The sequence below is a fragment of the Altererythrobacter chaiwopuensis genome (genome assembly GCF_054957735.1).
Map to the genome: position 1 here is coordinate 1254357 of NZ_JBTXJF010000001.1, position 23362 is coordinate 1277718.

General features: G+C 61.9%; 20 protein-coding genes. 7 read left to right on the forward strand and 13 right to left on the reverse strand.

Annotation, left to right across the window (positions count from 1 at the left end):
- The 4 genes from holA to ACX3VQ_RS06090 all read right to left on the reverse strand — a co-directional run bounded on the left by holA (window position 1) and on the right by ACX3VQ_RS06090 (window position 4653).
- Window positions 1–1041 carry a DNA polymerase III subunit delta gene (gene holA, locus ACX3VQ_RS06075; protein WP_462580011.1) on the reverse strand — a complete coding sequence of 347 codons (1041 nt, stop codon included), beginning with the start codon at window positions 1039–1041 and terminating at the stop codon, window positions 1–3.
- On the reverse strand, window positions 1038–1538 hold the full coding sequence (gene lptE / locus ACX3VQ_RS06080) for an LPS assembly lipoprotein LptE (protein ID WP_462580704.1): 501 nt from the start codon (window positions 1536–1538) through the stop codon (window positions 1038–1040). Before lptE ends, holA begins: the two co-directional genes overlap by 4 nt.
- Window positions 1538–4078 carry a leucine--tRNA ligase gene (gene leuS, locus ACX3VQ_RS06085; RefSeq protein ID WP_462580012.1) on the reverse strand — a complete coding sequence of 847 codons (2541 nt, stop codon included), beginning with the start codon at window positions 4076–4078 and terminating at the stop codon, window positions 1538–1540. The genes lptE and leuS overlap by 1 nt, the downstream gene beginning before the upstream one ends.
- A 122-nt stretch (window positions 4079–4200) precedes the next feature.
- Entirely contained in the window at window positions 4201–4653 is a 453-nt protein-coding gene (locus ACX3VQ_RS06090; protein WP_462570988.1) for a DUF3576 domain-containing protein, read from the reverse strand.
- 443 nt (window positions 4654–5096) lie between these two features.
- On the opposite strand from ACX3VQ_RS06090, the gene ACX3VQ_RS06095 reads away from it, so the two are divergent.
- The 4 genes from ACX3VQ_RS06095 (at window position 5097) to ACX3VQ_RS06110 (ending at window position 9312) form a co-directional block, all read left to right on the forward strand.
- Window positions 5097–5849, forward strand: a complete 753-nt coding sequence (locus ACX3VQ_RS06095) for a hypothetical protein (protein WP_462580013.1) — start codon at window positions 5097–5099, stop codon at window positions 5847–5849.
- 125 nt (window positions 5850–5974) lie between these two features.
- The gene (phbB, locus tag ACX3VQ_RS06100) at window positions 5975–6697 is read left to right on the forward strand and encodes an acetoacetyl-CoA reductase (protein WP_462580014.1); all 723 of its coding nucleotides are present in this window, start codon (window positions 5975–5977) and stop codon (window positions 6695–6697) included.
- Window positions 6698–6758: 61 nt separating this feature from the next.
- Complete coding sequence (locus ACX3VQ_RS06105; RefSeq protein ID WP_462580015.1) at window positions 6759–9041, forward strand: copper-transporting P-type ATPase; 2283 nt, start codon at window positions 6759–6761, stop codon at window positions 9039–9041.
- Window positions 9042–9078: 37 nt separating this feature from the next.
- Window positions 9079–9312, forward strand: coding sequence for a ribbon-helix-helix domain-containing protein (locus ACX3VQ_RS06110; protein ID WP_462580016.1), 234 nt, complete (start codon window positions 9079–9081; stop codon window positions 9310–9312).
- Here ACX3VQ_RS06110 and ACX3VQ_RS06115 read toward each other — a convergent pair.
- The 3 genes from ACX3VQ_RS06115 to murA all read right to left on the reverse strand — a co-directional run bounded on the left by ACX3VQ_RS06115 (window position 9309) and on the right by murA (window position 11470).
- Complete coding sequence (locus ACX3VQ_RS06115) at window positions 9309–9821, reverse strand: DUF305 domain-containing protein (protein WP_462570983.1); 513 nt, start codon at window positions 9819–9821, stop codon at window positions 9309–9311. The two genes, ACX3VQ_RS06110 and ACX3VQ_RS06115, sit on opposite strands and share 4 nt — an antisense overlap.
- 71 nt (window positions 9822–9892) lie before the next feature.
- Entirely contained in the window at window positions 9893–10120 is a 228-nt protein-coding gene (locus ACX3VQ_RS06120; RefSeq protein WP_462580017.1) for a hypothetical protein, read from the reverse strand.
- A 66-nt stretch (window positions 10121–10186) separates the two neighbouring features.
- Window positions 10187–11470, reverse strand: a complete 1284-nt coding sequence (gene murA, locus ACX3VQ_RS06125) for a UDP-N-acetylglucosamine 1-carboxyvinyltransferase (protein WP_462580018.1) — start codon at window positions 11468–11470, stop codon at window positions 10187–10189.
- A 105-nt stretch (window positions 11471–11575) separates the two neighbouring features.
- On the opposite strand from murA, the gene galU reads away from it, so the two are divergent.
- Window positions 11576–12460, forward strand: coding sequence for a UTP--glucose-1-phosphate uridylyltransferase GalU (gene galU / locus ACX3VQ_RS06130; protein WP_462580019.1), 885 nt, complete (start codon window positions 11576–11578; stop codon window positions 12458–12460).
- On the opposite strand, the gene ACX3VQ_RS06135 is transcribed toward galU, so the two are convergent.
- From ACX3VQ_RS06135 to glnE, 6 genes are all read right to left on the reverse strand, one after another.
- Complete coding sequence (locus ACX3VQ_RS06135) at window positions 12457–13773, reverse strand: cytochrome P450 (protein ID WP_462580020.1); 1317 nt, start codon at window positions 13771–13773, stop codon at window positions 12457–12459. The genes galU and ACX3VQ_RS06135 overlap by 4 nt on opposite strands.
- A 2-nt stretch (window positions 13774–13775) precedes the next feature.
- A complete protein-coding gene (locus ACX3VQ_RS06140) occupies window positions 13776–15314 on the reverse strand; it encodes an acyl-CoA synthetase (RefSeq protein ID WP_462580021.1) in 1539 nt (512 codons plus the stop codon).
- 434 nt (window positions 15315–15748) lie between these two features.
- Window positions 15749–16456, reverse strand: a complete 708-nt coding sequence (locus ACX3VQ_RS06145) for a M23 family metallopeptidase (RefSeq protein ID WP_462580022.1) — start codon at window positions 16454–16456, stop codon at window positions 15749–15751.
- A gap of 141 nt (window positions 16457–16597) precedes the next feature.
- Window positions 16598–17389: a ferritin-like domain-containing protein gene (locus ACX3VQ_RS06150; RefSeq protein WP_462580023.1), complete on the reverse strand. Its 792-nt coding sequence runs from the start codon at window positions 17387–17389 to the stop codon at window positions 16598–16600.
- A 10-nt stretch (window positions 17390–17399) separates the two neighbouring features.
- Window positions 17400–17873: a peroxiredoxin gene (locus ACX3VQ_RS06155; RefSeq protein ID WP_462580024.1), complete on the reverse strand. Its 474-nt coding sequence runs from the start codon at window positions 17871–17873 to the stop codon at window positions 17400–17402.
- Complete coding sequence (gene glnE / locus ACX3VQ_RS06160) at window positions 17870–20566, reverse strand: bifunctional [glutamate--ammonia ligase]-adenylyl-L-tyrosine phosphorylase/[glutamate--ammonia-ligase] adenylyltransferase (protein WP_462580025.1); 2697 nt, start codon at window positions 20564–20566, stop codon at window positions 17870–17872. The genes ACX3VQ_RS06155 and glnE overlap by 4 nt, the downstream gene beginning before the upstream one ends.
- Window positions 20567–20696: 130 nt before the next feature.
- On the opposite strand from glnE, the gene ACX3VQ_RS06165 reads away from it, so the two are divergent.
- Both ACX3VQ_RS06165 and ACX3VQ_RS06170 read left to right on the forward strand, forming a co-directional pair.
- Window positions 20697–22355, forward strand: a complete 1659-nt coding sequence (locus tag ACX3VQ_RS06165) for a M28 family metallopeptidase (RefSeq protein WP_462580026.1) — start codon at window positions 20697–20699, stop codon at window positions 22353–22355.
- 35 nt (window positions 22356–22390) lie between these two features.
- The gene (locus tag ACX3VQ_RS06170) at window positions 22391–23362 is read left to right on the forward strand and encodes an agmatine deiminase family protein (RefSeq protein ID WP_462580027.1); all 972 of its coding nucleotides are present in this window, start codon (window positions 22391–22393) and stop codon (window positions 23360–23362) included.

Genomic DNA, 23362 nt, shown 5'->3' on the forward strand with positions numbered 1-23362 from the left:
CTATCGCCGCGCGGCGAAACGGGCGATATCGGTCAGACCCTGGGCCAGCAGCAATTCCGCCGCCTGGCTGTTGCCCAGCAACTGTCGATGCATTTGCATCAGCCGCGGGCCGAGCCGTTCGAGTTTGCGCCTGTGCCAGCATTGCAGCTGGTCGCGAATATCGCGCTCGTCACGAAAGAAGATACCAAGCCGGGCCTTGGCTCCTCGATCGAGCCCGTCGAGCGAACCGCGCGGGCCGAGCTGTGCGGCGATCTGAGCCAGTTGTGCAGCCCGGCGTTCAACCGCCAGCAACACACCGACCGGGTTCAGTCCGTGTTCGCGCATTCGCCTGAGTTCGCGGTCAAGCCGCCCAGTGTCGCCCTTGAGCACGGCATTGACAAGCGGCATGAAGCCGTCTTCCTCAGTCGCAGCTCCCACCGCGTCGAGATCTTCAATGGTCAGCTGACGCGGTGATTGCGGCGAAGCATCGCAATAAGTCGCCAGCTTGGTGATTTCAGACTGTGCCAGCCGCACATCCAGACCGGCGGCCCGCGCGATCCGCTCTGCCAGATCTCCGCCCAACCTTAGCCCCGCCGCATCCGCCATCTGCCGCACCGAGGCAGAAACCGATTGCAGATCGGGCGGCCAGAACATCGCCACCAGCGCGTCCTTGCGTTTCTCCAGCAACTTGGCGGTGCGCGATTTGTCGGTTGCCGATGTCGCCACCACCAGCACTGGCGCCGCTTCACCGGCGCCACCTTCGCTGGTCTCGATCAACACCTGCAGCGCATCGTGCGCTTCATCGCCATTGGCCCGCACAAAAATATGGCGCTTGTCACCAAACAGCGAGCCCGAGCGCGCCTCATCACCCAGCAGCGCCGGGTCCTTGCGCAAATCGGCGCCTGAAATCTCCACTCGTTCGCTGGGCTGCGGCAGCAGCTGCAGGATGCTTTGCGCCGCCGCAGAGGCGCCCGCTTCGTCAGGTCCGCAGAAGAAGAAGATGCCGCATTGTTCAGCAGCGCGGCGCGCGGTGGAGGCAAAGTCGCGCTGGGTGGCCTTCATTGCGCCTGGCCGGCCTGGCGCAAGGTCAATGCCACTTGCCGCACCATCCGTTCAGCCACATCGCGGGCGAGATTTTCCAGCGCAGTCTGTTCGGCCGCGATGGTGGCGTATTCGCTGGACACAACGTCAATCCCGGCATCCGATCCAGCGCTGGCATCCAGCAGGATTGCGCCGCTGGTGATGTCAACCAGCTGATAGCGGGCGCGCAGGATGCGGCGTTCGCGGCTGATCGTGTCATCGTTGAGCACGCCCAGCGCTTCGAGCGAATCGTCGAGCCGGACATCGAGGCGATAGCGCGGCGCAGTGCCTGGCCCGGTTACGTGCAGCCGATCATTGAGGGCATTGCGCACCAGCCAGCCATCGCGGCCCGGAATCGGGGCAACCTCAACCGCTGCCAGCCCCCCAGCCACCGCTGCGCCGCCGCTGCCCGCATACATCGGCTGAAGCCCGCAAGCGGAAAGCGCCATCAGGGCAAGGCTGGCAAACAGGGCACGCATCATGTCACAATATTGACCAGCCGGTCAGGGACCACAATGATCTTCTTTGGTGAGGCCCCGGACAAAATGGCCTGAACCTTGGTATTGGCAACAGCGATCGCCTCAAGTTCAGCTCGATCGGTGCCCTTTGCGACAACTTCCGTGTCGCGCAGCTTCCCGTTCACTTGCACCGCGATGGTGACTTCATCCTCCACCAGCAGCGCCGGATCATACTCGGGCCAGCTTGCCTCGGCGATCAGGCCGCCGGAATTCTTGGCAAACCCGGCGCGTTCCCATGCCTCTTCCGCAAGGTGCGGCATCATCGGTGAGGAAAGCAGCATCAACCCGGCAATCGCTTCGCTGCGCGCGGCGGAAGGCTGGGCTTTCTCCGCAGCCGTCGTCAGCTCGTATATCCGCGCGACAGCCTTGTTGAAATTGAGCGCTTCGATGTCTTCGGCCACGGCGGCAATGGTCTGGTGCAGCTTGCGCGACAATGGCTTGTCGTACTGGGCGTCCTCGCCTTGCGCAGCGGGGTCATATTGCCCGAACAGCCGCCACAGCCGCTGCACGAATCGCCCGCAGCCTTCGATCCCGGCTTCCGACCATGGCAGATCGCGTTCGGGCGGGCTGTCGGAAAGCATGAACCAGCGCGCCGCGTCGGCGCCATAGGTGTCGATGATATTGTCGGGGTCGACGGTGTTCTTCTTCGACTTCGACATCTTGATGACGCGGCCGATCTCGACCGGCTGGCCATCGTCCCTCAGCACCGCGCCATTGCCGCTGCGCTCGACCTCAGCCGGCAGGAAATAGGTGGTGCGGCCATCGGTCCGCCGCGAATAGGTCTCGTGCGTGACCATGCCTTGTGTGAACAGGCTGCCGAACGGTTCGGCAAAATCGAGCTGGCCGATATGCTGCAGGGCGCGGGTCCAGAAGCGGGCATAGAGCAGGTGCAGGATCGCGTGCTCGATCCCGCCGATATATTGCTCGACCGGCAGCCATTTGGCGACCTCCTCGCGGTCGAAGGGCTTGTCCGCCGGCTGGCTGGCGAAGCGCAGGAAATACCAGCTCGAATCGACGAAAGTATCGAGCGTATCGGTCTCGCGCTCGGCAGCGCCGCCGCATTTCGGGCAGGTCGTGTGCTTCCACGTCGGGTGGCGCAGCAGCGGATTGCCCGGCGTCTTGAAATCGACATCATCGGGCAGTGTGATCGGCAGGCTGTCCTTGGGTGCAGGCACCACGCCGCATGCCTGGCAATGGATGAACGGGATCGGCGTTCCCCAATAGCGCTGGCGCGAAACGCCCCAATCGCGCAGACGCCACACCGTTGTCCCCCGGCCCCAGCCTTCGCTTTCAGCGCGTGCGTTCACCGCATCCTTGGCTTTCTCGACGCTCATCCCGTCGAGAAAGTCCGAATTGACGCACACTCCGTCGCCAGTGTCAGCCTCGTTCAGCGGTTCGCCTGCAGCCTCGGGCGAGGCGGCGATTACGCGCACGATCGGTAGGTTGTATTTGGCTGCAAACTCGAAGTCGCGCTGGTCATGTCCCGGCACGCCCATCACCGCGCCGGTGCCGTAATCCATCAGCACGAAATTGGCGATGAACACCGGCAAATGCTTCCCGGTAAAGGGGTGTTTAGCGCCGATGCCGGTATCGAAACCGAGCTTCTCGGCGGTTTCCAGCTCAGCAGCAGTGGTGCCGCCGCGCTTGCATTGTTCGATGAACTTCGCCGCGTCGCAGTTGTTCATCGCGGCCGACTGCGCCAGAGGATGGTCGGCGGCGACCGCAACGAAGCTTGCGCCGAAGATCGTGTCCGGCCTGGTCGAATAGACCGGCAGGCTTTCGCCATTCGAAAGCTCGAAGCTGAATTCGAGGCCGCTCGATTTACCGATCCAGTTTTCCTGCATCAGCTTGACCTTGTCAGGCCAGTTTTCGAGCGCACCGAGCCCGTCGAGCAGGTCCTCGGCGAAATCGGTGATCTTGAGGAACCACTGATTGAGCTTGCGCTTCTCGACCTCGGCTCCCGAGCGCCAGCCCTTGCCGTCAATCACCTGCTCGTTGGCAAGCACGGTCATGTCAACCGGGTCCCAGTTGACGGTCGATTCCTTGCGATAAACCAGCCCCGCCTCGTACAGATCGAGGAACAACGCCTGTTCGTGGCCGTAATATTCGGGATCGCAGGTGGCGAATTCACGGCTCCAGTCGAGCGCGAAGCCGATCCGCTTCAGCTGCGCTTTCATGTTGGCGATATTCTCGCGCGTCCAGCCGCCCGGATGCACGCCCTTTTCCATCGCGGCATTTTCCGCTGGCATGCCGAAGGCATCCCAGCCCATCGGATGAAGGACCTCGTACCCGCGCATCTTCTTGTAGCGCGCCAGCACGTCACCCATGGTGTAGTTGCGCACATGGCCCATGTGGATCCGGCCCGAAGGATAGGGAAACATCTCGAGCACATAGCTTTTCGGCCTGGGCGAATTGCTGTCGGCGTGGAACGTGCCTGCCTCCTCCCAGGCTCGCTGCCAGCGGGCATCGGCTTGCGATGGATCGAAACGGGTATCGGTCATGGCCAACCTGTTAGGGATTTCGGGCGCGATTGGAAGCGCGTTCGCATCAAGAACTGGCCTTTCATCGCCGGTTTGGCGGATGACAGGCTGGCCCGCAAAGTTCGCAGGCGCTGACGGGCAAATCAGGAAGCGAGCGTCTGCCGGCGCAGTTCGCGGGCCTTGGTAAGGATGATGTCCTCCAGCTTCTGCACAGTGGCCGCCTGCACCGGGGCATCGACCCAGCCACCACCCTGCGCCACCTGGCGGCTGGCAGCCACGCGCAGCGCATCGGCGCGAAGATCGGTGTCGAGGATCGTCACCGTCACCTTGACCCGCTCGTTCGGGTTGGTGGGATTCGCATACCAATCAGTCACAATCACTCCGCCTGCGCTGTCTGCCTGCAGTAACGGAGCAAAGCTGACAGTCTCCAGCGCAGCGCGCCAGAGATAGGAATTCACCCCAATGGTGTTGACCTGCGCCGCAGCAAGGTCAGCCTCAGGCCGCTCACGCCCACCGCAGGCAGCAAGTGTCGCCAGCACCGCGCTGGCGAGCGCGAATTGGGCAGTGCGGCGGATGGCGGGCTGGATCAGGCTCATTGGTGAAAGGTCCTCAAGCGGAATTGTCGTTTTCGGCTCTATAGCTGTCCGTGCGCGTGCGACAAGGCGGGAAACAATCGCAGGCAGCTGGCCATGCCCGCTTTTGTGCACTGAAGGCGGCTTTATCCTTCCTGAACGCAGGCAACGAGGCGGTTGCCTTGGCGCGATTCCCAACGGCCGCCTTATGCGCGTGGAGCCATCTTGTGTGCCAATTGCAACACAAGGCTGCCCTAACGTCACGCAACGGATCGCGGGCATTGCCTGGCAAGTCCAAAGGGTCCTATTGTCCACAACTGTGATAGTGAGTCGCGGCTTTTGCGAAATGCGCAGTCATCTGCGGTTCAGCATGGTTGAGTTTAAGTAAACCAGAGCCTTTAGAGGTTCGATCAGGTTTAACCCGCCAAGGTCTTGGCGAACGGGAAGAAGGGTTTAAGGTCACAGTCATGGCAACAGTTCACCCAGCAAGATCGGCGCGCAAGCTGCCCTTGCTGCTGGCAGCTGCTGGCCTGGCTTTTGGCGTTCCTTCGGCGGGCCTGGCGGTTGCCGCCCTTTCCGATGGGGCTGGCGACGGCGCATCTTCGCCGTTTGCGGTATTCACCCCGGCGTCGGTTGATCCGCAGCTGGCACAGCGTATGGCGCGGCGGGCTGACAATTCGGCGCTGCGCTTCACACCAAGCGGCAGCGCGATCAAGCGGGACCGCACAGTAACGGTGGCAGTGCGGGTTGATCAGGATACTGCGCGGGCGATTTCCGTGCGCAACGTTCTCAATGTTGCACCGGGCGGCGGCGAAGGCCTCACGGCTCTGGCAGCAACGCGTTTCAACCTTGGTACGGCACGCGGCTATCAAAGCTTCAAACGCCCCGAACCACAGCTTGGCCTGTCGGGCAGCATGCGTGATATAGCAATGCCCGATCTGGCAAGTTTCGAACCGTCGCGCTCAAGCGCGCCGGAAAAGCCAAACCGCTTCCAGCCGCGCATCATACTGCAAGACGAAGAGGTCGCGGGTCGTTCGCCGAATACCTATGACTCGCTCGGCGCGCAGACCTTCGATCTTGGCGGCGCCTATCGTATCACCCGCAATCTTGATGTGACTGCGGGCGTGCGGCTGTCGCAGGAGCGCGACCGGCTGAGGCCGGTGACCGATTCGGAGCAAGACAGCCAGGCAGTGTATGTGGGCACGCAATTCCGCTTCTGATCGCGCGGCGACGCTTTCACATCGTGAATTCGTATGATCAAACCCCGCTTAGGCGGGGTTTTTCATTTCCCTGACGTAACGGCATCGCTAGTTCTAACCAGATACTGCGGAACGGAGAATCGGATATGGCGCGCGTTGCAATTGTTACTGGCGGAACTCGCGGAATCGGTCGCGCGATTTGCGAGAGGCTTCACGCGGATGGCTTCACGGTCGTCGCGAACTATGCCGGCAATGATGCCGCAGCTGAACAGCTCAAGGCCGATACCGGGATCCGCTCATACAAATGGGACGTGGGGGACCACGAAGCAGCGCTGGCCGGTTGCAAGCGCGTTGAAGAAGAAGTTGGCCAGATCGATGTCGTGGTAAACAATGCCGGGATTACGCGCGACGGCGTGCTGCACAAGATGTCATACGATGATTGGCACGAGGTGATGCGCATCAATCTGGGCGGCTGTTTCAATATGGCCAAGGCCTGCTTCCCCGGCATGCGCGAGCGCGGCTGGGGCCGGATCGTCAATATCGGCTCGATCAACGGACAGGCTGGCCAGTATGGCCAGGTCAATTATGCGGCGGCGAAAAGCGGCATCCACGGCTTTACCAAGGCCTTGGCACAGGAAGGCGCGAAGTTCGGCGTAACCGTCAACGCCATCGCGCCCGGCTATATCGATACCGACATGGTCGCCGCCGTCCCGCCGCCGGTGCTGGAAAAGATCGTCGCCAAGATCCCGGTGGGCCGGTTGGGCCATGCCCATGAAATCGCGCGCGGGGTCGCCTTCCTGTGCAGCGAGGATGCCGGCTTCGTAACCGGCTCGACCTTGAGCATCAATGGCGGCCAGCACATGTATTGATGCGCTGGCGCCTGACTGAAGAAATTGGCGCCGGGCCACAATCCGCGCTATCTTGCCAAACATGCCAGATAGCGACCAACCTTCAGGCGTAAGCGAGGCCAGCCATGCTTGCCATGGGCGGGCACATGGCGATGCCCGTGACGGCCACAGCGATCAACATGCATCCGCTGAAGGCGCCGAGGTAAGAGGGGGAAAATACGATCAGGTTCCGCCGGGTCATCAGGGCCCGGTCTACACCTGCCCGATGCATCCGCAGGTGCGCCAGCCAACTCCCGGGTCATGCCCGATCTGCGGCATGGGGCTGGAGCTCGAATCCGCAGCCATGGCCGAGCATGGGCGTAATCCCGAACTTGCCGACTTTACACGGCGCTTCTGGATCGGCGCTGTCCTTACTGTTCCGCTGCTGGTCCTCACCATGGGGCCCATGCTCGGGCTTGGCGGCGTCAGGGATATTTTTGGAGAACGCAACACGCTCTGGATCGAACTGGTGCTCGGCACGCCGGTCGTTCTGTGGTGTGGCTGGCCGTTCCTCGTGCGGGGATGGAATTCATTTCGCACGCTGAACCTCAACATGTTCTCGCTGATCGGCATGGGAGTGTTGGCCGCCTGGCTGTTCAGCATCGTCGCGGTCCTTGCGCCGGGCATATTTCCCGACGGTTTCCGCGATGCAGAGGGCAATGTCAGCGTCTATTTCGAGGCGGCGGCGGTCATAGTCACGCTGGTGCTGCTGGGTCAGGTGATGGAGCTGCGCGCACGTGAGGGAACCGGCAAGGCGATCCGCGCCTTGCTCGACCTGGCACCCAAGACGGCACGCATCGTCCGCGACGACGGCAGCGAGGAAGAAATTCCGCTTGAACAAGTCGGCGTAGGCGATCACCTGCGCGTGCGACCGGGGGACAAGATACCGGTCGATGGTGTCGTTATCGACGGGCGTTCCTCGGTCGATGAAAGCATGATCAGCGGGGAACCCTTGCCGGTCGAGAAAGTCGCCGGCGATCCTGTTACCGGGGCGACAATCAATGGGACCGGCAGTCTCATCATCAAAGCGACCCGTGTCGGCGCCGACACAATGCTCTCCCAGATCGTCGAAATGGTTGCCAATGCGCAGCGATCGCGCGCGCCGATCCAGAAATATGCCGACAAGGTTTCGGGCTGGTTCGTGCCGGTCGTGATCGCCGTCGCCGTGCTGGCATTCATCGGCTGGTCGATATGGGGTCCGGCGCCCGCGATGTCATACGCCCTGATCGCTGCCGTTGCTGTACTCATCATTGCCTGCCCCTGCGCGCTTGGCCTCGCGACGCCGATGTCGATCATGACCGCCACCGGGCGAGGAGCGCAGGCCGGTGTGCTGATCAAAAATGCGGAGGCACTCGAACGTTTTGAAAAAGTCGACACGCTGATGGTCGACAAGACCGGGACGCTGACCGAGGGCAAGCCCCGGCTGGTGGCCGTGCTTCCCGAACCGGGTCATGATGAAGCGGAAGTGCTGCGTCTGGCTGCGACGCTGGAAAAAGGTTCCGAACATCCGCTTGCCGAGGCAATCGTCACGGGCGCGGAGGAACGCGGCGTGACGCTCGGCGAGGCCAGCGATTTCGAGGCTGTTACGGGCAAAGGCGTGAAGGGCGTCGTCGATGGCAAGAGTGTCGCGCTCGGAAATCTGAAGCTGGTAACCGACCTTGGCCTTGAAGCCGCCGAATTGACGGAGAAAGCCAATTCCCATCGCGACCAGGGCGAGACGGTGATGTTCGTCATGCTGGAGGGTGCCGTAGCAGGCCTCGTCAGCGTAGCCGACCCGGTGAAGAAAACGACGCCTGACGCCCTGAAGGCGCTTCATGGTCTGGGTTTTCGCATCATCATGGCGACGGGTGACAACGAACGCACCGCCAGAGCGGTGGCCGCCCGCCTCGGGATAGACGAAATCCGCGCCGACGTGCTGCCCGAAGACAAGGCGCGCATCATCCAGGAGCTTCAGAGGGAAGGTCGCAAGGTTGCCATGGCCGGTGACGGGGTGAATGATGCCCCCGCGCTCGCGCAGGCCGATGTCGGGATCGCCATGGGCACCGGCGCTGATGTCGCCATCGAAAGCGCTGGCATAACGCTGGTCAAGGGCAATCTCGACGGGATCGTGCGCGCACGCCGCCTTTCGAAGGCGACCATGCGCAACATCCGCCAGAATCTGTTCTTCGCGCTGATCTACAATGCCGCAGGCGTGCCGGTGGCGGCCGGATTGCTCTATCCCTACTTCGGAATACTGATCAGTCCGATGTTCGCCGCCTTCGCCATGAGCGCATCGTCAATCTCGGTCGTGACCAATTCGCTGCGTCTGAGAAGCGCGAGAATCTGACTGGCGAGTCGGCGGTATGCGCCTTATCACCGCGCAGGTGACACAGCCGCCGCCCTACCACCCCCCAGTCAAGCGCTCGGTCGAGATTGCCGGACACAAGACCTCGATCAGCCTTGAGCCGCTGTTCTGGGACATGCTGCGCGCGGCGGCTGAAGCGGAAGGCCTGCCAATCAACGCACTCGTCGCGCGAATCGATGAAGAGCGGATCAAGTCGAAAACGCCGCCCGGCCTCGCCGGGGCGATCCGGGTGTGGTTGGTTTTCAATTCCTAGCTGGCTGGGGCGGGCGGGCCCGGTGCGTCTCCGTTTGCCTGAATGTCGGCAATCAGCTTTTCCATTTCGTCAATTTCCCTGACCTGCGCATCAATGATTTCATTAGCGAGTGCACGCACGCGGGGGTCGGAAATTTCTGCCCGGCGGCTGGTCAATATGGCGATCGAGTGATGCGGGATCATCGCTTTCATCCAGCTGACATCACCGACTGTTTCCTGACTACGCACCAACCAGAGCGATCCGCCGAACACCGCTACCGCGCTGCCCAGGATCAGTAGGTTCCACTGAAGCTGGTGGTACATCCGCCACATGAACAGAAGCATTATTACCGCCATCACTGCCCCCATCAGCAGCGCCATCCACGCCCGTGTCTGGCTGAACCAGACATGGGAAATTTCGTAAGTGTTGAGATACATGATCGCATACATGACAACAGTCGATGTTGCGATCATCGCAAAGAAGCGCGGATATCCCATCCCGGAATTATGGGTGCGTTTTGATTGGTCCATATGCGAATTACGGGCGAAACGCCGGGACGTTCCGATTGTTCTATCTGCGCACCACGTTCAAAGCTTCGCGGTCAGTAATTCGCTGGCGGATCGCTGGCCGGAAAGCTTGCGTCGCTCTCCTCGTCCGTCTTGTTCCACGTATCCGAAGAACTGTCCCGCATGGCACCCGGCCCTGCGTCGCGCACATTGCCGGTCTGGCCGGTGGCGAAAGCAGCCGGACTGGCGCCCCGCTTCTTTTCGATAGCTTTGTATCCGGCATATCCGAGTGCCGACAAGGCAGCGATTTTCAATAGTCCCATGATACGATCTCCTTCGTTACCCCTCCCATCAACGCCTGGCGGGGGCGAAAGGTCCGCTCTATCGGCTCAATCGTCGCCCACCCGTTCTATGTCTGCGCCCACCAGCTGCAGCTTCTCCTCCAGCCGCTCGTAACCGCGATCGAGGTGGTATAGCCGCCGCACGGTGGTCTCACCTTCGGCCGCCAGCCCCGCCAGCACCAGGCTGAAGGAAGCACGCAGATCGGTCGCCATCACTTCAGCGCCCGTGAGCCGATCGACCCCTTTGACGATGGCAGTACGGCCCTCGGTTTCGATATCCGCCCCCATGCGCCGCAGTTCGGGCACATGCATGAAGCGGTTCTCGAAAATGGTTTCCTTGAGCACGCTGGTGCCTTCAGCCTTGCACAGCAGCGCCATCAGCTGCGCCTGCATGTCGGTGGCAAGCCCTGGATAGGGTGCGGTGGTGAGATTGGTGGCCTTGAGCTTGCCATTGGGACAAACCCTGATCCCCTTGGCGTCTTCCTCCACCTCGACCCCGATATTCCGCAGCGCGTGGATGGTGGCCGCCATCTCGCCCGCTTTGGCGCCTTCGAGCCGGACGTCGCCGCCGGTGATCGCTGCGGCGCAGGCGTAAGAGCCAGCCTCGATCCGGTCGGGCATCACGCGATAGGTTGCGCCGTGCAGCCGCTTGACCCCGTGGATGATAAGATCGGAGCTGCCGATACCCTCGATCTCCGCCCCCATGGCGACCAGCAGATTGCACAAATCGACAATCTCGGGCTCGCGTGCGGCGTTGAACAGGCGGCAGCTGCCGTTCGCCAGCACCGCCGCCATCACTGCATTCTCGGTCGCCCCGACAGAGACAACCGGAAAATCGAACTCGCCGCCGGGCAGCCCGCCATCGGGCGCAATCGCGCGAACATACCCTTGTGCAAGTTCGATAGTGGCACCGAAAGCCTCGAGCGCCTTGAGATGCAGGTCGATCGGGCGATTACCGATCGCGCAGCCTCCCGGCATCGACACCGTCGCCTCGCCCATGCGCGCCAGCATCGGGCCCAATACCAGGATCGAGGCGCGCATCTTGCGCACCAGATCATAGGGCGCGACCGAAGAGGTGATCCGCGGCGCCTCCAGGCTCATTACGCGGCCGAAATCCTCTGGCCGCGTGCCTTGAATCACCGTGGTGACGCCAAACTGGTTCATCAGGTGCTGGAACCCGTCGATATCGGCCAGGCGCGGCAGGTTCCTGAGCGTCAGTGGCTCCTCGGTCAGGAGCGCGCAGGGGATGAGTGTAAGCGCAGCATTCTTGGCCCCGGAAATCGGAATCGTGCCTTCGAGTCGGTTGCCGCCGCGGATGACGAGTTTGTCCATTTCCTGCCCTTAGCCAATCTCGGCTGCCGAGCAAACGAACAAGCGCATGAAACTGGAGGTAGTCATGCTTGCAGGTGAAACATTTGCCCCCTATCCCGCATCGTCATGAACACACCCAAACCGATCAAAAAGGCCGTTTTCCCCGTCGCCGGGCTAGGCACGCGGTTCCTGCCCGCGACCAAGGCGATCCCAAAGGAAATGCTGGCAATCGTAGACCGCCCGTTGATCCAGTATGCCGTAGATGAAGCGCGCGAGGCCGGGATCGAACAGATGATCTTTGTCACCGGGCGCGGCAAGACGGCAATCGTCGAGCATTTCGATATTGCTTACGAGCTTGAGAAGACGCTGAGCGAGCGAGGCAAGGACCTGAGCGTGCTCGAACCGACGCGGGCAACGCCGGGCGATATCATCACCGTGCGCCAGCAGGTGCCGCTGGGGCTGGGCCACGCAATCTGGTGCGCGCGCGCCATCGTGGGGGATGAACCCTTTGCGATTTTCCTGCCCGATGAGCTGATGATCGGAAAGGTTGGCGGCACAGGCTGCATGAGGCAGATGGTCGATGCCTATAATGAAGTCGGCGGAAATTTGATCAGCGTGCTCGAAGTCCCGCGCGAGGATGTTTCAAGCTATGGCGTGATCGACCCCGGCGCTGAAATGGGCGCGCTGACCGAGGTAAGGGGCCTGGTCGAAAAGCCGCCTGTTGCCGACGCACCATCGAACAAGATCATTTCGGGCCGCTACATCCTGCAACCCGAAGTGATGCGCGTGCTCGAAGCGCAAGAGAAAGGCGCGGGCGGCGAAATCCAGCTGACCGACGCCATGGCCAAGATGATCGGCAGCCAGCCGTTCCACGCAGTTACGTTTGACGGCAAGCGCTATGATTGCGGCAGCAAACTCGGCTTCGTCGAGGCGACCCTGGCGCTGGCACTCGAGCGCGAGGACATGGGCGCGGAAGTGCGCGCGATGGCCGAACGTCTTCTAGCAAACTAGCTCGCCACAAACCTCAACGGCAGCGTTTTCAGCCCGCCGACAAAGGTCGAAGTCGCGCGCTTGGGCTCACCTGCCAGCTCGATGCTCTCGATCCGGTCAAGCAGCGTTTCGAACAGGATCTTCATCTCCATCCGGGCAAGGTGCAGGCCAAGGCACTGGTGTGCGCCCGCACCGAACGCCAGGTGCCGATTGGGCGAGCGGCTGGCATCGAACTTGCGCGGATTTGCGAACTGCGCCGGATCGTGATTGGCGGCGACATAGTTGATCATCAGCCAATCGCCCTTCCTGATCTGTTGCCCGCCCAGCTCGACATCTTCCGCTGCTGTGCGCATGAAATGCTGCACCGGCGTGGTCCAGCGAATCGCTTCCTCGACGATGCCCGGCAACAGCGAACGATCTGCCTTGACCCTGGCCCATTGCTCCGGGTCCTTCGCCAAGGCCTGCATCGCCCCGGCAGTGGAAGCCGAGGTCGTGTCATGCCCGGCGGTGGCAACGATGATGTAATATCCCGCCATATCGCGCTCAGGCAGGGGCTCGCCATCGACCGTCGCATTGGCAATCACGCTGGCAACATCGCCTGTAGGGTTGGCGCGGCGATCGCGCGCGATCCCGGCAAAATACTCCTCGAAATTCTTCACCGCGCCCGCAACCAGAAGCACCACTTGCTCCGGCGTCATGTTCTGCATGCCGGTGCCGGAAAGATCCGCATCCTGCCCGCCGAACATCTGCTGGGTGAGCATCAACATGCGCTGCTCGTCCTCTTCGGGCACTCCCAGGATCTGCATCACCACATGCAGCGGATAAGGCGCCGAGACGAGTTTGCAGAAGTCCACGCCCTCTCTTTCTCCGACCCCGCCCTCGCCAGCGGCCACCAGCCGGTCCACCGTTGCATTGGCGATGGCGCGGATCTCGCCCTCCATTTTCTGGAGGTTGCGCGGCATGAACCAGTCCTGCGTCAACCGGCGATATTTGGGGTGGATCGGCGCATCGAACACCACCAGCGAATCGACCAGCATGTTGGAGCCGGTTGCCTTGCGACTGAATTCGATTGCGTCGCGGAAACTGAACACCACCGGGCGCGGATTGTTGAGGAAGGTGGCATTGTCCTTCGAAATGCGCATCACGTCTTCATAGCGGGTGACCAGCCAGAAGGGATCGAACAGCTTGCCGTCCTCGGGCTTGACCAGCGCCACAGGCGCCTCTTCGCGCAACCGGTCGAACGTATCGAGCAGGCTATCCCACTGGGCATAGGAATGCGGATCGATGACCTCGCGGGCAATCTCGGGCGGCAGAACCTTTGCTTGATCGGCCACGCTCACGCCTCCGCTTGGGCTTTGGCAGCATATTCATCACGCAGTTCGCGCTTGTAGAGCTTGCCATTGGCTTCACGCGGCAGATCGGGCCGGAAATCGAACAGCTTGGGCATCTTGATCCGGGCCAGTTGCGGGCTGAGGTAATCGCGCAATTCCTGTTCCAGCGCATCGCCGGCTTCACCCATGTCGACCGGCTGCACAACCGCGACAACCTTCTCGCCAAGATCCGGATCGGGCGCGCCGATCACCGCCGCATCCATCACCTTGTCATGGCTCACCAGCAGGTTCTCGATTTCCTGCGGGTAGATATTGACCCCGCCAGAGATGATCATGTGGCTCTTGCGATCGGTCAGGTAGAGGAAGCCGTCCTCATCGAGATGGCCGATATCGCCCAGCGTCATCCAGCCTTCGGAATGCATGGCTTCAGCCGTCTTGGCAGGATCCTTGTGATACGTCGGCAGAATCTCGTTTTCGAAATAGATCACCCCGTCCTGCCCGGCGGGAAGTTCTTCGCCATCGGGGCCGCAAACATGCAGCTTACCGTGGATTGCGCGCCCGACACTGCCCGGGTGAGTGAGCCAGTCAGGTGAATGGATCATCGTCATGCCGATGCCTTCAGACCCGGCATAATACTCATTCACGATCGGCCCCCACCATTCGATCATCTGCTGTTTGATCGGGATCGGGCATGGCGCAGCTGCGTGAAGCGCACGCTTATGGCTGGAGAGGTCATACTTGCTACGGATCTCTTCCGGCAATTTGAGCATGCGCACGAAATGTGTCGGCACCCATTGGCTGTCGGTCACCTTGTATGTCTCGATCGCGGCAAGCGCAGCTTCGGGATCGAATTTCTCCATCATGACCACTGTTCCGCCAAGGCGGTGCACAGCCGAAGACCATCCGATCGGTGCTGCATGATAGAGCGGTGCCGGCGAAAGATAGATCATAGTGCCGTCGGCTGGCATGCCCGCCCCGATTGTCGCGAGGCCGAGAAATGGCACAATTGCCTGCGGATCGGGATCTACGGGTGGTTTGGGCCGGATGCCTTTTGGCCGGCCGGTTGTGCCAGAGGAATAGAGCATCACCATGCCCGCTGTTTGGTCAGCTATGGGCTCAGCTGGTTGCGCCGCCAGGGCCGCTGCGAAATTGTCGTCGCCATCACCCCCCATAACCAGCACCGGCAGATCGGGGCAGGCAGCGCGCACGGCGGGCAACACCGCATCAAAGTAGCGCGACGTGATCAGCAGCTTGGCCTCGCTGTCTTCAAGAATATAGGCGATCTCGGGTGCAGTCAGCCGCGTCGAGATCGGCACCAGCATCGTGCCCGCTCGCTGGGAACCCCAGATCAGCGTGTAGAATTCGATCCGGTTTTCAAGCAACACGGCGAAAGCATCGTCTGGCCGCAACCCAAGTGCCCGGAGCATCTGCGCGAAGCGATTCGATTCGCGATCCATTTCGCCGAAGGTCATGGTTTCGCCGCTTCCGGCCATAATCACGGCAGGCTGGTTTGGGCGCGTTCTTGCGTGTTCGATCGGATGCATCGGTGTCCTCTCCCCATGCGGACTTTATGCCGTATGGTTGCATATGGAAACTTAGGGTCAGGACCCATTAATCGCGCAGAGCGTGGTTTGAATCAATTGGCCCTGTTGCAAGGAGTGGGAGCGCAGGAAATGCATCACATTTTCAAGCTTCCGCGACGCTGCAGCGGGGCCAATTGGTCAAATCCTGAATGGACACCAAAATGACTTCGACCTCAAGCAGAACTCTCCTTGGGAAGGCAACCAGCCTTTCCGGCGGACATTTCCGCTCGATGCCTTTGTCATTTCGATGCCACGCCTGCGTGCTTAATGGGTCCTGACCCTGGCTAACTAGCCAAAGACGACAAGAAAAAAGGCGGCGGGATAACCCGCCGCCATTATCGGACATCCTCTCCTCTGTCCGAACCCGCTTCCAGGCGGGAAACTCTTGCTGCGGCCTAGTCGCCGCCCTGGCCACCTTCGCCAGAAATCTGTGCCAGTTTCGCCAAGCGCTGCTGGACCGGCGATTCGACCATATAGGGAATTGGATTGACTGCAATACCCGACATGACCACTTCATAGTGGAGATGCGGGCCGGTCGACCGACCGGTCGATCCCACGTAGCCTATGATGTCGCCCTTTTTGACCCGCTCACCCTCAGCCACCAAAAGGCGCGACATGTGGGCATAGCGCGTTTCAAGGCTAGCGCCGTGATCGATCTCGATAAACAGGCCGTAGGTGGAAAACCATTCGGCACGATCGACGATGCCGTCAGCAGTTGCATAGATCGGCGTGCCGGTCGGGGCTGCCAGATCAATCCCCTTGTGCTTGCGCCGACCGCCGAGCACGGGGTGTGTGCGCATCCCGAAATCGCTGGTCAGCCGCGCGCCATCAAGCGGCATGCGCGATGGCACGGAAATGGACGGTTTGACGGTATTCGCAGCCGGACCGCGTGCGTCCAGCGCTTCCCAGCTGGCGAAGAGCTGGCGAAAGCCCTGATCGCCGGTGATGAGCGAATCATCCTGCGCCTGGCGGACAGTGTCGGTGATGTCGACTGCGGCAGAATTACTGTTGGCAAATGCCGGGCTTGCGGCCACCGAAAAACAACCAGCAACAAGCGCAAAGCCCGCCTGCTTGCAGAATTGCCCGATATGCGATCCGATCAAAACCCGTTCCTCAACGCAGCACTCACTGAAGAGCCCGCTTTTTCTTGTCGTTCAACCCGAAGGGCTCTTTGCCCCGGCGTGCGTTAAGCGGCTCAAATGATCTGCCGCTTTCGTGTGAGGATGGATTAACGGGCTAAAAATTTACGAAGCAATAGCGGCATAGAAGTCTCGCGACAGACCGGCTGCAAGACGCGCCGAGTCGTTGAACGGTGGCTTAACCGCCCCGCGAAAGTGGCGCGAAACCAGGTGTCGCCAGCTTTCCTGAGGGGATTCGCCCATCGCACGGGCGCGAGCGATAAAGTGCTTGGTGCCAATCGCTACATGGCGAATCTCGTCATCAAGGATTCGTTTCAGAATCCGTGCGCCGTGCTCATCGCCCTGCGCTTGCACCCGCTCGAGCGTGGAAGGCGTGACGTCAAGGCCGCGTGCCTCAAGCACCATCGACACGATCGCAAGCCGGGCGCTGACATCATGCCGCGTCTCGTGCGCGGCCTGCCACAACCCGCCATGTGCCGGCAGCGCGCCGTAATGGCTCCCGATACTGCGAAGCTTGCGTTCAAGCAGTGCGAAATGCATCGCCTCATCGGCTGCGACCGAAAGGAAATCGGAAACGAAAACCGGCCCCATTTCTGCGCCGAAGCGCCCGGCCATATCGAGCGCAAGGTCAATCGCAACGAATTCGATATGCGCCAGCGAATGCCACAGGGCTATGCGGGCGCGCTGCGATCCGCCCTTGCCGCGTCTGGGCATACGGCCCGGCGGCAGCAGCTCGGGGCAGTCGGGACGCGCAGGTTCGTCCGGCATCTCCCCATCGAAAGTCCATTCGAGCCGCCCCAGCCGCCAGCTTCGCGCCACATCGCGCGCAGCGAAGACCTTGGCGCGCGGATCGGCGGTGAGCAACGCCGCGCGGATTGCCGAAGCAAGCGAGATCATGCCCAAGCGGTCATAGGGCCTTGGCTTCGGCCAGCACTTCGGCGGCATGCCCCTTGACCTTCACCTTGTTCCACACCCGGGCGATCTTTCCGCCCTCATCCACCAGATAGGTTGTGCGGACCATGCCCATATAGGTTTTCCCGTACATCTGTTTTTCAGTCCAGATACCCAGGGCATCGGACAACCCGCTTGCCTCCGCGTCACTGGCAAGCGGTATCTTCAGGTCATGCTTTTCGATGAAATTGAGGTGCTTCCTGGGCGAATCCTTGCTCACTCCCAACAGGGCCACGTTCGCCTTGTCGAATTCATCCTTCAGGGCCGTGAAATCCTTCGCTTCGGCGGTGCAGCCCGGCGTATTGTCCTTGGGATAGAAGAATATCACCAGCTTGCGCCCCTTGAAGTCTGACGGTTTCACCTGGCCGCCGTCGGGGGTTTCCATCGCAATATCGGGCAGCGTGCCGCCCACACCGGGAATTCCGTTCATAACCCTATCTCCAATTCTTCATCGAATGTTTCCCGCCAGACGCGCGCGACCATCTGCCGCGCAACGCCCAGAGTACGCACAAGTTCGGCATAGGTCTCGCACTTGCAAGCCCGTGCCAATGCCTGGGCGGCCGCAGGCGAAGGTTCAGCCAGATCCGGGGCGAGCAGCCTGCCCGCAACCAGCAAGCGGCTCATCAGATCGTGCGCCGGCTTGATTTCAACGGGCAACAGGTCAGCATCGACCAGCACCGCGACCGCTGTCGCGAGATCAGGGTCAAGCCCGATTCGGTCACGCAGCTGCAGATAATGTATCACGAATTCGAGATCGACCAGCCCGCCGCGCAGCAGCTTCGCGTCAAGTGGGCCGCGCGGCATCTTGTGTTGCGCCATTTCAGCGCGCATCTTCAGAACATCCTGGCGCAGTTCGGCGGGCTCGCGTTCCTGCCCCAGCACGTCGGCGATAATGGCCTCCAACCTGGTGCGGCCGCCATCCGTTCCAATCAGCACTCGTGCCCGGGTGAGCGCCATATGCTCCCAGGTCCAGGCGGCTTCGCGCTGATATTTGGCAAAGGCTTCAAGCGTGACACTGAGCGGGCCCTGCGCGCCTTGCGGGCGAAGCCGCGTATCGATTTCGTACAGCGCGCCGTGCGCCGTCGGGACTGACAAGGCCGCACTGACGCGCTGCGCCAGGCGATTGTAATAATGCGTGCCGCCAAGCGGGCGGTCGCCATCGGACTCCGCCCCGGTCTCTCCGCTGAAGAGATAGATAATATCGAGGTCGCTCGCATGGGTCAGCGCGCCGCCGCCAAACCGGCCCAGTCCCAGAACCAGCAACTCGCTGTCTGGAATCGTCCCGTGCTTGCGCGCGAACTCTTCGCAGGCGGCCGCATGGGCAACCTTGAGGCCGGCCTCCGCCGTTCGCGCCAGGGCGGCGGCTATTTCAAGCGGATCGTGCACCGCTTCGATCAGCTGCAGCCCCAAGGCAAAGCGCAGTTCGCCGGTAACGATGCGAATCCGGTCAAGCTGCCGCTCGTAATTGCGCGATGCGTCGCCCGCCTGCATGCGCGCGGCAATTGCATCGACATCGCCCGGCAGGTCAACCGCGCTGGCATCGATCAGCGTATCGAGCAATTCAGGACGGCGGCCCAGTTCTTCGGCCAAGGTCGGGGCCAGTGTTAGCACGGCCATCAACTGATCAAACAGTCCGGGCCGCGCTTCGAGCAGCCGGAACAGGTTGACCGCCGAAGAGGCATTGGCAAGCACGCCTTCCCAGCGCAGCAGCGCGCGATCCGGGTCATCTGCTGCTGCCAGAGCCTCCATCAGTGCGGGAAGCATGGCATCGAAGGCTTCACGCGCGGCAGTGGATCGCAGGGCTCGATAGCGGCCATCGCGCCAGCCTGCGATGCGCTCCGCCAACCGCCCCGATTCGGCAAAGCCAAGGCTTTCGAGCCGCTCGGCTAACGGGGCAGGCTCCGCCTCTATCGGGACGGCCGAATTTCCGACATCAAGCAACCGATCATAGCTGCGCGCTACCCGCTCGGTTAACTGCCGCAGTTCTTCAACCAGGGCCGAACCATCCTTCAGGCCGTCAAGCCGGGCGACAGCATCCAATGCATTGGCAGCGGGCAGCGTATGCGTCTGCTGGTCATTGACCATCTGCAAACGGTGTTCAACCACCCGCAGCCGGTCATAGGCCTCGCCCAGCATCGTTGCCTCACCAGCCTCGATCCGGCCTGCCACAGCCAAAGCATCAAGTGCTGCACGCGTACCGCGCAGCCGCAAAGAAGGATCCCGCCCGCCATGGATCAGCTGGTGGGTCTGGGCGAAGAACTCGACTTCGCGAATGCCCCCGCGTCCGTGTTTGAGGTTGAAGCCGGGGCCGACCACATTGGGGCCCTTATAGTTGGACCGGATGCGCGCAGTCAGCCGCCGGATCTCGTCGATGGCACCGAAATCCAGGCTCGATCGCCACACGAAGGGGCGCAGCGCCTCGAGGAAACGCTCGCCCGCCGCAATGTCGCCAGCTGCCGCGCGGGCGCGAATATAGGCGGCGCGTTCCCATGCCAGCGCCAGGCTTTCATAATGGGTAAGCGCCGCATTACAGGAAATCGCCAACGGGCTGACTTCGCTCGCAGGCCGCAGGCGCAGGTCGACCCGGAAAACATACCCTTCCTCGGTGCTCTCACTGAGTGTGCGGACGACTTCGCGGGCATAGCGCTGTGCCGCCTCACCAGGCTCATCGCGGGCGCGGCGCGGCAGCGTGTCAGGATCGAAGAGCAGGATCGGATCTATATCGGAGCTGTAGTTGAGCTCATGCGCGCCATGCTTGCCCAGGGCCAGTGCGATCATGCCGCGCGGCTCCGCGCCCTCCACGCGTTTTTGGATGGCATCATTGATCGCCAGGTCAAGCGCGCGATCGGCAAGGTTCGACAATTCGATCATGACTGTGTCGAGTGAATACGCACCGGCCAGATCGCCCACTGCCAGCGCCGTGGCATATGCCAGCCGCTCGCGCCGCAGGGCGGCGCCCACATTGGGTGCGCCTTGCCCAGCCTGGCGCGCCCATTCCAGCGCGGCGTCCGCGTCACCCACTTCCAGCAGCACCGCGAGTTCAGGCTGCCGCTCGAGCGCGCGTGCCAGAAACGGGGCTTCCTCCCGCGCCCGCGCCAATGCGTCCTGCCATTCGCCTGCCATTCGCGTTCCCTGCCCGCTCAAGCGAAGCCGCGCAAGCTCCTGCCGCTTGCCCCCACCCCGCTGCATATGCGAAGGGACGGCAAAGCTTTTGGAGAGGACCCCCAAAATGATGATGAGGACCCCAATTCTAATGGCAGGCGCGCTTTTGCTTGCCGCATGCGGATCGATCAAGGGGGATGCCGAGCTCGACATCCCCGATGTGGATGCAGGTGATATTTCCGAAGCGACGATGAGCGACCTGACCCGCGAACTATCGTCCGACGAGTTCGAAGGCCGCATGCCCGGCACGATTGGCGAAGAGATGACTGTCGCGTTGCTGACCGAACGGTTCAAGGCTGCCGGGCTGGAGCCCGGGAACAACGGATCATGGGTGCAGGACGTGCCGCTGGTGGAAATTACCGGCAGGGATTTCGCTCCGCTGACGATCACCAATGGCGCAACCGATCTCGTCTATGACTATGGCAGCGAATGGGTTGGCGTAACCTATCGCGAAGATGCCCAGACCCAGCTGGCCAATAGCGAGCTCGTTTTCGTCGGTTACGGGATCAATGCTCCCGAACGCGGCTGGAATGACTATGCGGGCGTGGACGTCACCGGCAAGACGGTGGTGGTCCTGGTCAATGACCCCGATTTCGGGAGCGAAGGGCTGGAAGGGCCGTTCAACGGCAAGGCCATGACCTATTACGGGCGCTGGACCTATAAATATGAGGAAGCCGCACGCCAGGGTGCGGCGGGTGCGATCATCGTGCACGATACCGAACCCGCCAGCTATGGCTGGAACGTGGTTGAATCGTCATGGTCCGGCCCGCAAGCCTATTCGCAGCGCGGGAAGGATGCACCGCCGCTGACCGTGATGAACGGTTGGGTGCAGAAGGATGCCGCGCGCGAAATCCTGGCCGCCGCCGGGCAAGACCTGGACAAGCTTTCTGCAGCAGCGCGAAAAAAAGGTTTTACCGCCGTTCCGTTGGGGCTGAACGCATCGACAAGCTTCAAGAACGACATTCGCAGCTATGCCTCGAAAAACGTGATCGGTATCCTGCGCGGAAGCGAAGCTCCCGATGAGTATGTCATCCACACCGCCCATTGGGACCATCTGGGCCGCTGCACGCCCGCACCCGATGGCGATGACATCTGCAACGGCGCAGTCGACAATGCCACCGGCACCGCCGCACTGGTCGCACTTGCTGAAGCACACGCCAAAGCCGGGCCTCCCAAGCGCAGCCTGGTGTTTCTGGCGGTGACAGCAGAGGAGCAGGGCCTGCTTGGTGCCTATTACTATGCTGCCAATCCGGTTTTCCCGCTGGCGCAGACAGTGGGCGGGATCAACATGGATGCGTTCCTGGTTACCGGCCCTTCGCGGGACGTCACGGTAGTGGGTCCGGGCAAGTCGCAGCTCGACCAGTTCCTGGAGGCTGCGCTGAAGGCCGATGGGCGTGTGTGGACGCCCAACCCCAATCCCGAAGCGGGTTATTACTATCGTTCGGATCATTTCGCCTTTGCCAAACAGGGCGTGCCGATGCTCTATCTCGACGGGGGCGAAGATCTGATCGACGGGGGCCGTGAGGCGGGAGCTGCGATACAGGCCGAGTATCGTGACAATCGCTATCACGGGCCGAAGGACGAATTTGACGAGAATTGGGACTGGTCGGGCGTGATGGCTGACCTGCAGCTGTTCTATCGCCTGGGCCGGATGATGGCGGAAAGTTCCAGCTGGCCGAACTGGAACGAGGGCGACGAGTTTCGCGCCACCCGCGATAAGAGTTGCGCCGCGTCTGACGCCGGCTGCTGAGTCCATCGCCGGATACTGACAGGGAAAACCGGCCCATGGCCAACCTCCTGATGCCGCCCGAATGGGCGCCGCAGCGCTGGCTGTGGATCGGCTTTCCGCATCTGGCGGACGAGTGGCCGGGCTGGCTTGAGCGTGCACAGGAGCAGATCGCCGCATTTGCCAGTGCCGTGGCCGAGAGCGGGCAGGAAGTGCGCCTGCTGGTGCGTGACGAGGCGAACGAAGCGCGCGCGCGCCAGCTGGTTTCCGCCCGTGTCACGCTCGAGCGCCGCACCTTTGGCGATATCTGGCTGCGCGATACAGGGCCGCTGGTCCGCAGCGACGGCTCAGCCCTTCGCTGTGCTTTCAACGGCTGGGGCGGCAAATATCTGATGCCGGGCGACCAGACGATCGGAGCAGAGCTGGCACACGATGCAGGGCTACCCGTAATCGAATCGGACTGGATTCTGGAAGGCGGCGCAATCGATGGTGACGGCACCGGCGCTGCCCTCACTACCGAACAATGCCTGCTCAACCCCAATCGCAATCCGGAACTTTCGCGCGGCGAGATCGAGGCGCGGCTTGGCCGCGACCTCGGCTTTACCGACGTCGTGTGGCTCGGCGACGGGTTGATAAATGATCACACAGATGGCCATGTCGATAATCTTGCGCGCTTCGTTGCACCGGGCGAAGTGACGCTCCCTCGCGCAACCGGTACAGACGATCCCAATGCGGGAATCTATCAAGATGCGAAGGCGCGCATCCTGGATGCCGACCTGAAGCTGCACGAAATTCCCTCACCCGGGCTGGTCACCCGCGACGGGCAGATAGAGCCGGCAAGTTACGTCAATTTCGCCATCACCACGCATCTGGTCGTCGTGCCAACCTTCGGCTCACCGCATGACGCGGAAGGTGTCGCGGCCATCGCCGCGCTGTTCCCCGATCGCGAAACGATCGGATTGCCCGGTGACGCCGTGCTGGCAGGTGGCGGCGGTTTCCATTGTGCCAGCCAGCAAATGCCTGCCCTTTAA